This window comes from Burkholderia sp. 4NA327C6 (assembly GCF_005502655.1).
Taxonomy (GTDB): Bacteria; Pseudomonadota; Gammaproteobacteria; order Burkholderiales; family Burkholderiaceae; genus Burkholderia; species Burkholderia contaminans.
This window is the reverse complement of sequence record NZ_SCNZ01000019.1, coordinates 132956-148561: the sequence shown is the minus strand read 5'-3', so window position 1 is coordinate 148561 and position 15606 is coordinate 132956. Positions and strand designations below refer to the sequence as shown.

The window sequence follows — 15606 nt, the reverse complement described above, 5'->3', positions numbered from 1 at the left end:
TGCCTCGAGCGCCTGGACGTCGAGCTCTACAACCTCTACGGCCCCACCGAGGCCGCCGTCGACGTGACCGCGTGGGAATGCCGGCGCGACGATCCGCACCGCATCGTGCCGATCGGCCGGCCCATCGCCAACACCCGCCTCTATATCGTCGACGCGCAGATGCAGCCCACGCCGATCGGCGTGGCCGGCGAATTGCTGATCGGCGGCACCCCGGTCGGGCGTGGCTACCACGGCGAACCCGAACTGAGCGCCGAGAAGTTCATCGCCGATCCGTTCTCGGCCGACCCGCTCGCGCGCCTCTACCGCACCGGCGACCTCGCACGCTACCGGCACGACGGCAACATCGAGTTCCTCGGCCGCATCGATCACCAGATCAAGCTGCGCGGCCTGCGCATCGAACCCGGTGAAATCGAGGCGGCGCTGCGCGCGCATCCGTCGGTCGACGACTGCGTCGTGATCGCGAAAACCGAAGGAGCCCGAACGTTCCTGATCGCCTATGTCGCGACCGCCGCGCCGGACATCGCCGGTCTGCGCGGCTATCTGGGCGGCAAGCTCGCCGACTACATGGTGCCGTCGCAGTTCGTCGCCCTTGAATCCTTGCCGATGCTGCCCAACGGCAAGATCAACCGCAAGGCGCTGCCGCTTCCGGCGGATCGGGGCGACGCGGCCCAGCCGCACGCGCCTGCCGTCACGCCGCGGGAAATCCTGCTGGCGTCGATCTGGCAAGACGTGCTGCAGCTGCCTTCCGTCGGCATTCACGACAATTTCTTCGAACTCGGCGGCGACTCGATCCTGAGCATCCAGGTGATCGCGCGCGCCAATCAGGCAGGGCTGCGCGTGACGGCGAAGCAGCTGTTCCAGTATCAGACGATCGCGCAGCTGGCCGCCGCGCCCGAGGAGCGGGCAACCTGCGCGCCGACCTTGAGCCCGCTGGGCGATGCGCCGCTCACGCCGGTGCAGCACTGGTTCTTCGAACAGGAAATCGATGCGCCGTCGCACTACAACCAGACGGTCCTGATCCAGGTGCCGGCGGATATCGACGCGTCGAGGCTGGCCGACGCGTTCCAGCAGGTCTACGACCATCACGACGCGTTGCGACTGCGTTTCTCGCGCGATGCGGGCCGCTGGACCCAGCAGGTCGTCGCCGGCGGCGAGATGCCGGCGCTCTTCGAGAAGCAGGTGATCGCCGGCGACGCCGGCGAGCGCCTGGCGGCGATGCGTGCCGCCGCCGCTGACGCGGAGCGCGGCATCGACATCACGCATGGCCCGTTGCTGGCGGCCCGGCTCTTCTGCCTGGCCGATGAACCGCTCGCCCGCCTGTTCGTGTCGATCCATCACCTCGCGGTGGACGGCGTGTCATGGCGCGTGCTCCTCGAGGACCTGCATGCCGCCTACCACGGCCAGCCGCTGCCCGGGAAGACGACTTCGTTCCGCGAATGGGCGTTGCATCTGCAGCAACTGGCCCGGTCGCCCGCGATCGGCGACGAAGCGCGGCTGTGGCAAGCCCTCCTCGCGCAGCCCGTCGAGCCGATGCCGGTGGACTATCCGGGCACGGGCGCGGCCAACAACGCGGTCGACGACGCGTCGTCCGTTTCATTCGAGCTGGACGAAGCCGATACCACCGCGTTGCTGCGCCGGCTGCCGCGGGCCTACGACACCCGCATCAACGACGTCCTGCTCGTCGCGCTCGCACAAGCCTGCAGCATGGTCACGGGCAACACCCGCACGCGGATCGATCTCGAGAGTCACGGCCGCCACGTGTCGGATGCGCCGCTCGACCTCACCCGGACGGTGGGCTGGTTCACGTCCATCTACCCCGTCGTGCTCGACGCCGACGCGATGCACGCGCCGGAGCAAGCGCTGCGTGCCGCGCGGCAGCAGCTGCGCCGGATTCCGGCCGACGGTCTCGGTTATTCGCTGCTCCGCTACCAGAGCCCCGACGCCGCCGTGCGCGACAGTCTCGCCGCGTTGCCGAAGGCCGATATTCTCTTCAACTATCACGGGCAGCTCGATACCGTATTGCGGCAATCCGATGGCTGGCGCCCGGCGGCCGAAGACCTCGGTTCGCTGCGCGCCGGGCGGTCGCAGCGCACGCACGCCTTCGAGATCGTTGCGGCCGTTGCCGACGGCAAGCTCCAGGTGGACTGGCGCTACGGCGAGCGGCTCCACCGGCGGCAGACGGTCGAGAACCTGGCCGCGCACTTCAGGGACCGGTTGCTCGACTTCGCGGCGTCGGTCCCCGACACCGCAGCGAACGATATCGAGGACAGCTACCCGCTCTCGTCGCTGCAGCAGGGCATCCTGTTCCATTCGCTGTACGACCTCGATCCTGCCGCCTATTTCCAGCAGTTCAGCTTTGTCGTCAGCGGCCCGCTCCAGGTGCCGGCGCTCCGGCAGGCGTGGGCCCATGCGCTCGCGCGCCATGCCGTGCTGCGCACCGCGTTCGCGTGGGCCGATCGCGACCATCCCGTCCAGACCGTGCAGCACACGGTCGACCTGCCATGGACGTTCCTTGACTGGCGGCACCGCGATGCGTCCCGCCGCGCGCAGGATTTCGATGCGTTCCTCGCCGACGACCGGAAGCGCGGCTTCGATCTGCAGCGCGCGCCGTTGTTCCGCTGCACGCTGATCCAGGAAACGGACACCCGCCATCGCTTCTGCTGGAGCGCGCATCACATCATCCTCGACGGCTGGAGCACCGCGACCGTGATGAAAGAGGTGTTCGACGACTACCTGTCGCTCGCCCGCACCGGCATGCCCGCGGTCGCGGCGTCGGCGCCGGGATACCGCGCGTACATCGACTGGCTCGCGCGTCATCCTCGCTCGGCCGACGAAACCTGGTGGCGCGCCGAGCTGGCCGGCTTCCGGGCCGCCACGCCGATCGCGGCCAGTCCGGCCCGGCAGGCGACCGGCGACGCCGCGCGGCAGGACAAGCGCCGGACCCAGCAATTCCTGCTCGACGAGGCGCTGGCCGCGCGGCTGCAAACGCTCACGCGCACGCATCGCGTCACCCTCAACGTGCTGATCCGCGCGGTCTGGGCATTGGTGCTGCGGCGCCACGCCGGAACGGACGACGTCGTCTTCGGCGTCACCGTGTCCGGTCGCCCGCCGATGCTCGACGGCGTCGAGTCGATCGTGGGGCTGTTCATCAATACGCTGCCGCTGCGCCTGCGGATCGCGCCCGAGCGCCCGTTCATCGAATGGCTGGCAGAGGTCCACGCAGCCCAGACGGCGATGGAGCCGCATTCGTACAGCTCGCTGGTCGATATCCAGTCGTGGAGCGAACTGCCCGCCGGCGACAGTCTGTTCGACAGCCTGCTGGTCTTCGAGAACTTCCCGGTTGCCGCCGCGCCCGATCTCGGGCCGGACGACATCGAGATCCTCGACACCCGCGCGTTCGCGGAATCGAACTACCCGCTGACCCTGACCGTGCACCCGAACGAGCGCATCGGCTTCCATATTTCGCACGATGCCCACCGCATCGCGCCGGAGGTCGTGCGGCAGATGCTCGATACCCTCCGCACGTTGCTCGAGCGATTCGCCGAGAACCCGGGCCAGCTGACCGGCCAGCTCGCCGCTCCGCCGGCCGCCGACGGCCAGCCGAGCGCGCCGCGCGGTGCGGCCGGACCGGCAATCGAAGCCGCTGCCGGTGCGGCCACGGCGGCACGCGCCGTCGCCCATACGGCGGACGAAAGCACGTTGCTGGAGATCTGGCGGCGGATCTTCAAAAGAGACGACATTGCGGTCAGCGACAACTATTTCGACCTGGGCGGCCACTCGATCATCGCGATCCAGCTGATGGCCCATGTCGAGAAGGCGTTCGATCGCCGGCTGCCGATTTCCTGTCTCTTCGAGAATCCGACGATCGAGAAACTGGCGGCGGCGCTGGCCGCGAAAGAGCCGTCCGCGCCCGCCGGCGGACTCGTGCCGATTCGCGACGGCGGCCCCGCCGCGCCGCTCTTCCTGCTGCCGGGCGCCGGCGGGAACGTGGTCTACTTCCACCCGCTCGCGAACCACCTGAGCGGGGCTCACGCGATTCACGGGCTGGAAGCGCTCGGCCTCGACGGCGCGTGCGAGCCGCTCACCCGCGTGGAAGACATCGCGGCCCGTCATATCGAACGCATCTGGCCGCTGGTGGGCGCGGGTCCGTACTACCTCGCGGGCCACTCGTTCGGCGCGCACGTGGCGCTCGAAATGAGCCGGCAACTGGTCGCCAAGGGCGCCGACGTAAAACTGCTGGCGATCTTCGACGCGTCCGCGCCCATCGACAGCTCGGCCGCCACTTACTGGCAGGACTGGGACGACACCGAATGGCTGGTCGCGATCGCCCACGAAATCGGCACCTTCCTCGGGACCGACCTCCAGGTGACGCGAGCAGACCTCGTCCATCTCGATCCCGACGCCCAGGCCGGCCTGATCCTCGAACGGATCGGCGACCGCGGCAGCTGGTTCGCGGACGCCGGGTCCGACCGCCTGCGCGCCTACCTGCGCGTCTATCAGGCCAACTTCAAGTCGCACTACGCGCCGCAAGCCACCCGGCTGCCCGTGCCGATCGCGTTGTTCCGCAGCACCGAGCGCGATCCCGGCGACTACGCGCCGTCGCCCGAGATCGCGCAGCTTCGCCTGGACGCGACCTGGGGATGGTCCCGCTTCTCGGCGCACCCCGTCGCGGTAACGGACGTCCCAGGCGACCACCTGACCATGCTGCTCGATCCGCATGCCGGTGTCCTCGCCGCCCATGTCAATTCGTTTCTGGAAAAAACGCCCTCATGAAATCAACGCCGACGATCGACAATACCTTTGCCCGCAAGGTCTGCATCAACCTGGACCGGCGCCCCGACCGCTGGGAAGCGATGCAACGAAAATTCGCAGAGCAGAACATCCTCACGGTGGAACGGCTGCCTGCCGTCGATGCAAGGCTGGTGAGCGTGCCGGAATCGTTGAGCCATATGCGTGCGCAGGACTACGGCTGCACGATGAGCCATCTCGCCGCGGTGAAACAGGCGAAGGCCGCCTGTGCGAGCGAAGTCCTGATCTTCGAGGACGACGCGTTCTTCGACGCCGATTTCGCCGCGCGCTTTCCCGAGTTCATCGCGCAAGTGCCGGACGACTGGCACATGCTGTTCCTGGGCGCGTATCACTTCACGCCGCCGATTCCCGTCGCGCCGAACATCGTCAAGGCCGTGGAGACGCTCACCGCGCACGCGTACGTCGTCAGGGCCTCGCTTTACGACGCCTTCATCGCGATCAACGAAAACCCGCCGGCGATCAACGACCGCAACAACCTCGTCCTGCAGCAGACGTTCAATTGCTACTGCTTCGAGCCGAACCTGGTCGGACAGGAGTCCGGCTACTCCGACATCATGGACGAAGTGATGCCGGAGAAGCCGCTGACCTATTCCATGCCCATTCCGGACGGCTGGTAACACCTGCCGCCCGTGCTCGCCGCGATCCATCACTCGACAGGCCATTGAACATCATGCAACTCACCACCGTTGACCTCGAAGCGGCGTTCGTGCAGGCCGCGCTGGATGCGCTTCACCGGGACTGCAAGCTCGGCGACGCGATTTCACTGGCTTACGGGAAATGCGAATCGACCGCCGGCGTGATCGACCTGATCTTTCCGCTGATCACGAAGAAACTGCGGATCGATTACATCCTCATGTACAGCATCGAAAGCAATCCCCGCACGCTCCTGCAATTTCTCCGGCAGACCGAGTCGGGGCTGGCACGGAGCGAAAACTGGACGGCCGCCTCGGTCGAGGCCGCGTTGCGAAGCGTGGCCGATTCACCGGACGGCGTCGGCTGGGAGCGTGCGCAGCGCCTGCTGAAGTGCTGCATCCTGTTTTCCGATTCGCCGCTGGGAATCGTGGAAAGCATCACGTTCCTGGGCAAGCCAGAAACCTCGTCGAGGTTGAGATCAGCGGCAAGCAATGTCGAACTCAGCCACCTGATCAACTGAGACCTATTGGCCACTCATGGATTCCGCTCAAAGCAAATCGCCGCCATGGCATTCCGCCGCCACCCTGATGTGGCGCAGTCATCCCTGGCTGACGCTGGGCACGGTCGTGACGGGCCTCGTCAGCGGCATCGCGTCGATCGTGGGCGTCGGGTTGATCAGCACCGTGCTGCACGACCAGTCTGATCGACGGACGCTGTTGCTGCTGTTCATCGCGGTGAATGTCATCGCGGTGGTCTGCAGGAGCTGCGCTGCCGTGATGCCCTCCTATGCCTGCATGAAAGTCATGACGCGATTGCGCGTCAACCTGTGCAAAAGGATCCTGGCGACCCCACTGGATGAAATCGACAGACGCGGCGCCCCCAACGTGCTGACCATGCTGACACAGGATATTCCGCAGCTGAGCCAGACCCTGCTGACCATCCCGACGATCATCGTTCAATCAGTCGTCCTGATCTGCAGCATCGCCTATCTCGCCTATCTCTCGTGGATCGTGTTCGCGTCGACGATCATCCTGACCCTCGTCGGCCTGGTGCTTTATCTGTTTTTCTATCGAAAGGCGGTCAATTTCACGGAGCGGGTTCGCGATGAATTCGTCCAGTTCAACGAATACACACATGGCCTCGTGTTCGGCATCAAGGAGCTCAAGCTCAACCGGGCCCGGCGACGCTGGTTTACCCGCGCCGCGATCGAATTGTCATCGAAGCGCGTGGCGGGATTCAATTACATCGAACGTTTCTGGTTCATGAGCGGCGACAGCATCGGCCAGATCACGGTAGCGGTCCTGCTCGGATGCCTGCTGTTCGGCGTACCTTCGCTGGGCGTCGTGGATCCCTCCGTCCTCACGGCGAGCATCCTGGCCGTGCTCTACATGATGGGGCCCTTGACCATGCTGATCAATATTCTGCCGGTGGTGGCCGAAGGCAAGACAGCGCTCGCCCGGCTGGCGGAATTCGGCTTTCTGATCGACGACACGCAGGCTTCGCACGAGGAACCGCGCGCTGCCGGCAACGTGGAATCCCTGTCGGCCAAGTCATGGAAGGTCATCGAGTTGAAAGACGTGACGATGAACTACCGTGACAACGAAGCGTCGGTCGACTTCGTGCTCGGCCCCATCGACATGACGATTCATGCCGGAGAACTCGTCTACGTGATCGGCGGAAACGGCAGCGGCAAGAGCACGTTGGGCAAGGTCCTCAGCGGCCTCTATGCGCCTACCGGCGGCACGATTTCCCTCGACGGGAAAGTCGTTGACGACGCTGCCAGGGAACGGTACCGAAACCTGTTTTCCGCCGTCTTCACCGATTTCCATTTGTTCAATCGCATCATCGGACCGGATCGGGGCAATGAAAGCATCGAGCTTGCCCGGAAATACCTCGACACTCTGAAACTGGCGGACAAGATCGAGATTTCCGGCCGGACCTACTCGACCACCCGCGCGTTGTCGACAGGGCAACGCAAGCGCCTGGCGTTGCTTTGCGCGTACATCGAGGATCGTCCGATTTATATCCTGGACGAATGGGCCGCCGATCAGGATCCGGTGTTCAAGCGATTCTTCTATGAAGTGCTGGTTCCCGATCTGAAATCCCGCGGGAAATGCGTCGTCATCATCACCCACGACGATCAGTACTTCAAGCTGGCGGATCGGGTCATTCGCCTGGATAGCGGCCGCATCTTCTCCGATACGGCCTTGTGTGCCGTGCGGGCCGAGGCTGCCGGATGAGCAGCGATCCGGATGCAGAGAAGGTGCGCACCGTCTGTCGCAGACGCGCGGAACGGTCGCCGTGCGCCGTACCGGCTTCGACGGCCGGCGATGTAGCGTCTGTCCCGGCAATCCGTTACAGACGCGTTCGCATCCGGGTGTTTAAATCATGTCGGCATTCATGCGCACAAGCGCAGCTTCAACGTCTCATCAGGAATCCCTTCATGGAGTTCAGCAGATTGTTCGCACACGTCGGCGAAGCGATCTCGAGCAGCGGGAGCCGACGTTTTCCCCGGATGATGTACAACCTGATCGCCGCGGCGGTCCCCGTCGACGAGATCCGCATTTCGGAGCTGGCGGTCGACGACGCGCCTGACGGCCATCCCGAGGTGCGCAGCCTCGGCGCGGTCGGCGCGGCGCTCGCGAAGGCCGGCGCGGCCGCTGTCCGTTGCGGGCCGCAGATGCCGCCGCGCGCGGGCGCGAGCCCCCTGCACGTCGACGACACGCTCGCCGGCCACGGCCCGATCCACGCGCAGCTCGACCGCTTCATCCTCATGCAGGCGGCGATCGTGTCGCCGCGTTACGCGCAATTCCACCTCGTGACCCGCAAGCGGGGCCACTGTTATGTGATCTCGTTGTATCGCACCTGTACGTTCGACGATTTCTCGCCGCAGGAGCGGACCTTCCTCAAGGAACTCTCGCACGTGCTGTTTCCGATCGTCGAGAGCCATGTCGCGGCGCTCGATTCGGCTCCGCCGTCCGCCCGCGTGACAGCCGCCGCGCCGCCGGCGACGCAATCGGGCCGGGAGCGCGTGGCGCGGCGGTTCGCCGATCGCCTGCAGCAAGCCGGCGTCAAGCTGTCGACGCGCGAGATCGAGGCATGCACCGCACTGCTGGCCGGTGACACGGTGCCCGCCATCGCCATGCGCTTCGCGCTGCGCGAAAGCACCGTCGAAACCTACCTGAAGCGGGCGGCCGTCAAGCTGGGCTTCAGCGGGCGTCATGGGCTGACGCGCTGGATGCTCGACGAGACGGCCGGGGCCGCGACGGAAGCTGGCGGGGGCGAGATGAGAAGCGTGCGGCGCGACTACGTGGCGCCGCGCATCGGAACCTGAGGGCCCGCGGCCCGAACGCGCATGCCCGGCGGCGTGCGTCGCGCGTCCGCGGCGTGATGGCGTGACGGTGTCACGCCGCCGACGCGCACGGAACGGAATCGTCGATCATCCATTTCGTGAGCCCGTGCCGGCCGCTGATGCCGAGCTTCACCGCGGCGCGCTTGATGTACGTCTCGATCGTGCTCTCCTTCACACCGAGCTCGCCGGCCATTTCGCGCAGCATCTTGCCCGCGAGCAGGCCGAGGCACACTTCGTTTTCACGCGCGGACAGCACGACCCTCGCGCGCGCGAGTCGCGATTCGAACTCGTGGCGCAGCGCCTCGACGCCAGGCATGCCTGCCGTCGCACCGGGTGCCGTCGCGCCTTCACGCTCGCCGTGCCGGCACGTCGACGCATGCCACTCGACGAGCGGCAGCAGCGTATCGGCGAAGTTCTTCAGGAACGACATCTCCTGCAACGAGAAGTCGCGATGCGATGCCGTGCGATGCAGCGAGATCACGTAGCGGCGATTCGCCTTGCCCGACACGAGATGGCACTGAAATCCGCCGCCCGGCCCGCGCGGCGGCGCGACTTCGCCGCCATTGCCGCGCCGCATCAGCGGATTGATGTGAATGAGCTGCCGGTCGCAGGCCGCCAGGATCCGGTTCAACGGCGGATGCGCTGCCGGTTCCCGCTCGCCGTGCGCGGCCGGCGCGCCGCGCCCGTCATCGCCCGGCGCGCCGGCCGCGCCGAGCGATTGCACGCGGACGACTTCGCCCGCCGGCTCGTCGAGCGTCCATTCAGTCATCCGGGTGATCGCGAGCGGAATCGACTCGACCAGCAATGCATGCATGTCGGATGCGAACCGCTCACTGCCTGCGCTCGAAATCACCTTCCCGAGCTTCGCGAACATCTGACTCTCCTTGTTGTGCGTGCTTGAGGACCTGACGCAACGCAAGCGCCGGCGAACCGGCACGGCTTGCGCGGCGCGCGTCGGGTCGCGCTGCGTCGCGCGCCTTCTCAGGCGGGCAACGCGCCGCCGCCAGCGCGCGCCGATGCGTCCGGCTCATGCGAGACGACGGCGCGCCGCTCCCTGTTCAGCCCGATGCGAGCGACTCGCGAAGCCGCAAAAGGCTGAAACGTTCATTTCGGCCGATTCGCGTTGCCGGATGAAAACGCGCCGCCGCCGGACGTGCCGAAAACCTGAATCGGAAAACCCGGCGCCGGCTCGACGCGGGCGCGTTCCCGGCGAATTCAACGAAAAATCTCGATCAAAAAGCGAAACGATTCTTTCCATTGAATTTGATCCACGTATATCCCAGCCGCGTATGATAGCGACGATTCAAGACATTTGCAGTCAACCCGACATCTATTTTTTAAAAAACATCATTCATAAACTGGAAATCAATCAATTCGCGAGCCGTTCATTGGCATTATTACGGATACAAGGAAAAATCGACATCCGTTTACCACGAACTTTTGTAATAATCACCCAGGCGACGCATACCACGAATTTTCATCCGGGCGCCTTATTCGAGAGAATAATTACCGGATTTCACCATACCCCCGCCCATCGACCCGGTTTCAGGTATTGTCTTCCGGGCGTCATTTCGATTCACTCAACAATCGATTCTATATACGCGGCGGCAAAGCATAATTTGCGCTCCAAGCCCACGGCGGCGCGGCGCCGGCACCCGCGTTGCAAAATACCCACAAAGGACGAAGCCATTTCCCGTCATAAAATTTCCATATTAAATGACGCGAAATTCATCAACTCCGCCGCTTGTCACCCGATAGATAAATTGCTACGCTTCCGACCGAAATATACTACGTATCGTCAATCAACCTTGAACTGCGGCCGGGTTTATTTTAAAAATCGAAACATGAAGATTAATATTCACGTGAAATCATTTTTTATCGATCGTCTCGGCTAGCGCTTCGCCACACGCGATTCCGTCGAATCTCCCTATCTGCTTGCCGACAGAACAGGCCGACGGCCAATTGAAGCAATCGCCAGGCGGTTTTCCGATTTCCTATTAGACGTCCGTGGTGATGTGCGGCCGCGCATTGCCGAACGCACCGTCTTTTTCAATTCTGGCCCACCCACGCGCAACGCTTCCCGCGCGTCGCACCTGCTCGAATTGCCACACGAGTCTCAACGCGTCATTTGTCGTCTTTCCAATCTGCAAAACAATTCCGAAAAATTGGAGCACACCATGAGTCACGACTTCAGAGACGAACCTGCGCCGCGTCGCGCCTTCCTGGCCGACATGGCGAAGCTCGCGGCGGCCGGCATCGTCACCGGCTGGACACCGCTCTACCAGGTTGCGGCGCACGCGCGGACACCCGGCGACACACCGCCCGGCTTCCCGGCCGACATCCCGCTTTACAAGCAGGCGTTCCTGAACTGGAGCGGCGAGATCGCCGTGCAGGACGTATGGACCGCCGCGCCGCGCTCCGCCGACGACGTCGTCGCAACCGTCAACTGGGCGCGCGCAAACGGCTACCGGATACGCCCGCGCGGCTACACGCACAACTGGTCGCCGCTGACGCTGGACCCGGGCGCCGGCGCCGCGAACCTCGTGCTGCTCGATACGACGAAGTCGCTGACGGCCGTCTCCGTCGACACGTCGGCGCGTCCGGCGCGCGTCACCGCCCAAACGGGCGTCTCGCTGGAGTCGCTGCTCGCAACGCTCGAGCAGTACGGCCTCGGCGTGATTGCCGCGCCGGCACCGGGCGACATCACGCTCGGCGGCGCGCTCGCGATCGATGCACACGGCACCGCCGTGCCGGCGGCCGGTGAAACCTTGCAGCCGGGCCATACCTACGGCTCGCTGAGCAATCTCGTGGTCGCGCTCACGGCGGTCGTGTTCGATCCGGCCCGGCAGCAATACGTGCTGCGCCGGTTCGAGCGCACCGATCCCGAGATCGGCGCGTTTCTCGCGCACATCGGGCGGGCGCTCGTCGTCGAGGTCACGCTGACGGCAGGCCCGAACCAGCGGCTACGCTGCCAGAGCTACGTCGATATTCCGGCATCCGAACTGTTCGCCGCGGCCGGCGCGACAGGCCGCACGATCGCGTCGTTTCTCGACAGCTCGGGCCGGGTGGAAGCCATCTGGTTCCCGTTCACGACCAAGCCGTGGCTCAAGGTCTGGACGCCGACGCCCAGCAAGCCGTTCCTGTCGCGCGCCGTCACGCAGCCGTACAACTATCCGTTCTCCGATTCGATCTCGCAGTCCATCTCGGATCTCGTCAAGCGGATCGTGATCGGCGGCGAAGGCGCATTGACACCGCTGTTCGGCCAGACGCAGCTGGCCATCACGACGGCCGGTCTCGCACTCACGCTCAGCGGGGACATCTGGGGCTGGTCGCGCACCGTGCTGCAGTACATTCGGCCAACGACGCTGCGCGTCACCGCGAACGGCTACGCGGTACTGGCGCGGCGCGCCGACGTGCAGCGCGTGATCAGCGAATTCGTGCAGTTCTATCAGAACCGCGTCGACACGTACAAGGCGCGCGGCGAGTATCCGATGAACGGTCCCGTCGAGATCCGCGTCACCGGTCTCGACAAGCCGGCCGATGCCGGCCCGGGCGCGGCCGTACCCGCCTTGTCCGCGCTCAAGCCGCGCCCCGACCGGCCGGAATGGGATACCGCCGTATGGTTCGACATCCTGACGTTGCCGGGCACGCCGGCCGCCGATCGCTTCTATCGCGAGATCGAGCAATGGATGCTCGCGAACTACACCGGCTCGTATGCGACGGTGCGCCCGGAATGGTCGAAGGGCTGGGCCTATACCGACACGGCCGCCTGGCAGGACGACACGATGCTCACCACCACGATTCCGAACCTGCATCGTGAGGGCCAGCCGCCGTCGAGCAGCTGGGATACGGCGCGCGCGACGCTCGAGCGCTACGATCCGCACCGGATCTTCCGGTCGCCGCTGCTCGACCGGCTGATGCCGTAGCGATCCCGGCGCAAGCCGTCCGCCACGGCGGCCAGGCGCCACGACGCACGCATCACGCGGCGCCGTCGCGCCCCTTCGGAAACACGCCGTGGCTCATCGCATCGAGCTGCCGGCCGATCTCCGCGCGCAATTCGGCGGATATCTCGAGGCTGTCGAGCAGTTTCGAAATCCACAGCCCGTCGGCGGCGAGCCGGCAGATCATCAGCGTCGCGGCCTGCTCGAGCGGCACGGGATCAGGCCGCGTCCATTCCCGCATCGGCACCGACCAGCGCGCGCGCGTGTCCTGGTCGGTAATCATCGACGCGACCAGCACGCGCAGCACATCGGTACTCGCGACCGCGTGCGACTCGTCGAGCACCGCATGCATGTAGGCCCGCGCCACCGCGCCGGCGCCGTCGCCGTCCGCCGCCACCCGCGCGGCCATCTGCGCGGTGAACCGCTCGGTCGCCTGACCGAACAGCGCATCCAGCAACCCCTGCTTGTTCGCGAAGTGATATTGCAGCGCGCCTTTCGTCACGCCGGCCCGCTCGGCCACAGCATCGAGGGTCAGCGCGGCCACGCCGTGATGTGTCGCGATTTCCGATGCAGCCGCCAGCAACTGCGCACGCACCTGATCCGGCGCTTTTTTCCGACGCACGCCGGCGGTGGGGACGGCCGGCGCCGATGATGCTTCAGGCGCCTGCGCACCGGCCGTTCCAGCCGGTTCGACGAGCGCGGGCGCACCGAGCGGCGCGGGGTCGAGGTGTTTTTTCATGGTGCCGATGGTAGCACCCGGCGTCTCGATATAAACATTCCGGCCGGATGGTATGATCCGCCGCATGACTACAGCCACCCCCTCCCCCTGGTCCGCGCTCGACACCGCGATCGCCCGTGGACGCGACGCCCTCGTGCGTCTCCAGCAGCCCGACGGCAGCTGGTGTTTCGAACTCGAATCCGACGCGACGATCACCGCGGAATACATCCTGATGATGCATTTCATGGACAAGATCGACGACATCCGCCAGGAGAAGATGGCGCGCTACCTGCGCGCGAACCAGCGGCTCGACACGCATGGCGGCTGGGCGTTGTACGTCGACGGCGATCCGGACGTGTCGTGCAGCGTGAAGGCGTACTTCGCGCTGAAGGCGGCCGGCGACAGCGAACATGCGCCGCACATGGTCCGCGCGCGCGACGCGATCCTGAAGCTCGGCGGCGCGGCCCGCGCGAACGTGTTCACGCGGATCCTGCTCGCGACGTTCGGCCAGGTGCCGTGGCGCGCGACGCCGTTCATGCCGATCGAATTCGTGCTGTTCCCGAAGTGGGTGCCGATCTCGATGTACAAGGTCGCGTACTGGGCGCGCACGACGATGGTGCCGCTGCTCGTGCTGTGCTCGCTGAAGGCGCGCGCGCGCAATCCGCGCAACATTTCGATCCGCGAGCTGTTCGTCACGCCGCCGGACGAGGAGCGCCGGTACTTCCCGCCCGCGCGCGGCATGCGCAGGCTGTTCCTCGCGCTCGACCGCACGGTGCGCCATGTCGAGCCGCTGATGCCGAAGGGCCTGCGGCAGCGCGCGATCCGCCATGCCGAGGCGTGGTGCGCGGAGCGCATGAACGGCGAGGACGGGCTCGGCGGCATCTTCCCGCCGATCGTGTACGCCAACCAGATGATGCAGGTGCTCGGCTATCCGGACGATCACCCGCTGCGGCGGGATTGCGACAATGCGCTGGAGAAGCTGCTGGTCACGCGGCCGGACGGCAGCATGTATTGCCAGCCGTGCCTGTCGCCGGTGTGGGACACCGCGTGGAGCACGATGGCTCTCGAGCAGGCGCGTGGCGTGGCGGCGGCGGAAGACGGCGAGCCGGGCGACGCACGGCGCGCACTCGACGAACGCATCGCACGCGCTTACGACTGGCTGGCCGAACGCCAGGTGAACGACCTGCGCGGCGACTGGATCGAGAACGCGCCGGCCGATGTCCAGCCGGGCGGATGGGCGTTCCAGTACGCGAACCCGTACTACCCCGACATCGACGACACGGCGGTCGTCACCGCGATGCTCGATCGCCGCGGCCGCACGCATGCGAACGCGGACGGCACGAACCCGTATGCGCCGCGCGTCGCGCGCGCGCTCGACTGGATGCGCGGGCTGCAATCGCGCAACGGCGGCTTCGCGGCATTCGACGCCGACTGCGACCGCATGTACCTGAACGCGATTCCGTTCGCCGACCACGGCGCGCTGCTCGATCCGCCGACCGAGGACGTGTCGGGTCGCGTGCTGCTGTGCTTCGGCGTGACGAAACGCGCGGAAGAACGCGCATCGGTCGCGCGCTGCATCGACTACGTGAAGCGTACGCAGCAGCCCGACGGCAGCTGGTGGGGCCGCTGGGGCACGAACTACATCTACGGTACGTGGAGCGTGCTGGCCGGCCTCGCGCTCGCCGGCGAGGACAAGTCGCAGCCTTATATCGCACGCGCGATCGAATGGCTGCGCTCACGGCAGCACGCGGACGGCGGCTGGGGCGAGACGAACGACAGCTACATCGACCCGAAGCTGGGCGGCACCAATGGCGGCGAGAGCACGTCGAACTTCACCGCGTGGGCGCTGCTCGCGCAGATGGCGTTCGGCGACTGCGAATCCGATTCGGTGAAGCGCGGCATCGCGTATCTGCAGTCGGTCCAGCAGGAAGACGGCTTCTGGTGGCACCGCTCGCACAATGCGCCGGGCTTTCCGCGCATCTTCTACCTGAAGTATCACGGCTATACCGCGTACTTCCCGCTATGGGCGCTCGCGCGCTATCGGCGGCTGGCGGGTGCGGCGGCAGCGCGGGCGTCGGCCGCGCACGGTGCGACGGCCGTCAAGGCAGCGGACTCGGTTATCGCCTGAGCGGTAACGTGACGGCGCGAGGCCG

10 protein-coding genes are annotated in these 15606 nt (G+C 65.9%); 8 read left to right on the top strand and 2 right to left on the bottom strand.

Annotated elements, in window-relative coordinates:
* From FFS49_RS20705 to FFS49_RS20685, 5 genes are all read left to right on the top strand, one after another.
* Positions 1–4773 (top strand): condensation domain-containing protein (locus tag FFS49_RS20705; RefSeq protein WP_171026800.1); only part of this gene is annotated, 4773 nt, incomplete at its 5' end.
* Positions 4770–5426 carry a glycosyltransferase family 25 protein gene (locus FFS49_RS20700; protein WP_105818473.1) on the top strand — a complete coding sequence of 219 codons (657 nt, stop codon included), beginning with the start codon at positions 4770–4772 and terminating at the stop codon, positions 5424–5426. The genes FFS49_RS20705 and FFS49_RS20700, both read left to right, overlap by 4 nt.
* Before the next feature lie 53 nt (positions 5427–5479).
* Positions 5480–5962 (top strand): hypothetical protein, encoded by a 483-nt coding sequence (locus FFS49_RS20695; RefSeq protein ID WP_105818472.1) that lies wholly within the window; start codon positions 5480–5482, stop codon positions 5960–5962.
* 16 nt (positions 5963–5978) lie between these two features.
* Positions 5979–7682, top strand: a complete 1704-nt coding sequence (locus tag FFS49_RS20690) for a cyclic peptide export ABC transporter (RefSeq protein WP_105818471.1) — start codon at positions 5979–5981, stop codon at positions 7680–7682.
* The gene (locus FFS49_RS20685) at positions 7679–8776 is read left to right on the top strand and encodes a LuxR C-terminal-related transcriptional regulator (RefSeq protein ID WP_224755627.1); all 1098 of its coding nucleotides are present in this window, start codon (positions 7679–7681) and stop codon (positions 8774–8776) included. Before FFS49_RS20690 ends, FFS49_RS20685 begins: the two co-directional genes overlap by 4 nt.
* A gap of 70 nt (positions 8777–8846) precedes the next feature.
* Here FFS49_RS20685 and FFS49_RS20680 read toward each other — a convergent pair whose 3' ends face one another.
* Positions 8847–9668: a helix-turn-helix transcriptional regulator gene (locus tag FFS49_RS20680; RefSeq protein ID WP_039355071.1), complete on the bottom strand. Its 822-nt coding sequence runs from the start codon at positions 9666–9668 to the stop codon at positions 8847–8849.
* A gap of 19 nt (positions 9669–9687) precedes the next feature.
* Here FFS49_RS20680 and FFS49_RS20675 point away from each other — a divergent pair, with 19 nt between their 5' ends.
* Both FFS49_RS20675 and FFS49_RS20670 read left to right on the top strand, forming a co-directional pair.
* A complete protein-coding gene (locus FFS49_RS20675) occupies positions 9688–10689 on the top strand; it encodes a hypothetical protein (RefSeq protein WP_137910109.1) in 1002 nt (333 codons plus the stop codon).
* A gap of 282 nt (positions 10690–10971) precedes the next feature.
* On the top strand, positions 10972–12720 hold the full coding sequence (locus FFS49_RS20670; protein WP_105818469.1) for a cholesterol oxidase substrate-binding domain-containing protein: 1749 nt from the start codon (positions 10972–10974) through the stop codon (positions 12718–12720).
* 52 nt (positions 12721–12772) lie between these two features.
* Here FFS49_RS20670 and FFS49_RS20665 read toward each other — a convergent pair whose 3' ends face one another.
* Positions 12773–13474, bottom strand: coding sequence for a TetR/AcrR family transcriptional regulator (locus tag FFS49_RS20665; protein ID WP_105818468.1), 702 nt, complete (start codon positions 13472–13474; stop codon positions 12773–12775).
* Positions 13475–13526: 52 nt separating this feature from the next.
* Between FFS49_RS20665 and shc the strand changes: the two genes are divergently transcribed.
* Entirely contained in the window at positions 13527–15581 is a 2055-nt protein-coding gene (gene shc, locus FFS49_RS20660; RefSeq protein ID WP_105818467.1) for a squalene--hopene cyclase, read from the top strand.
* Positions 15582–15606: the final 25 nt, after the last annotated feature.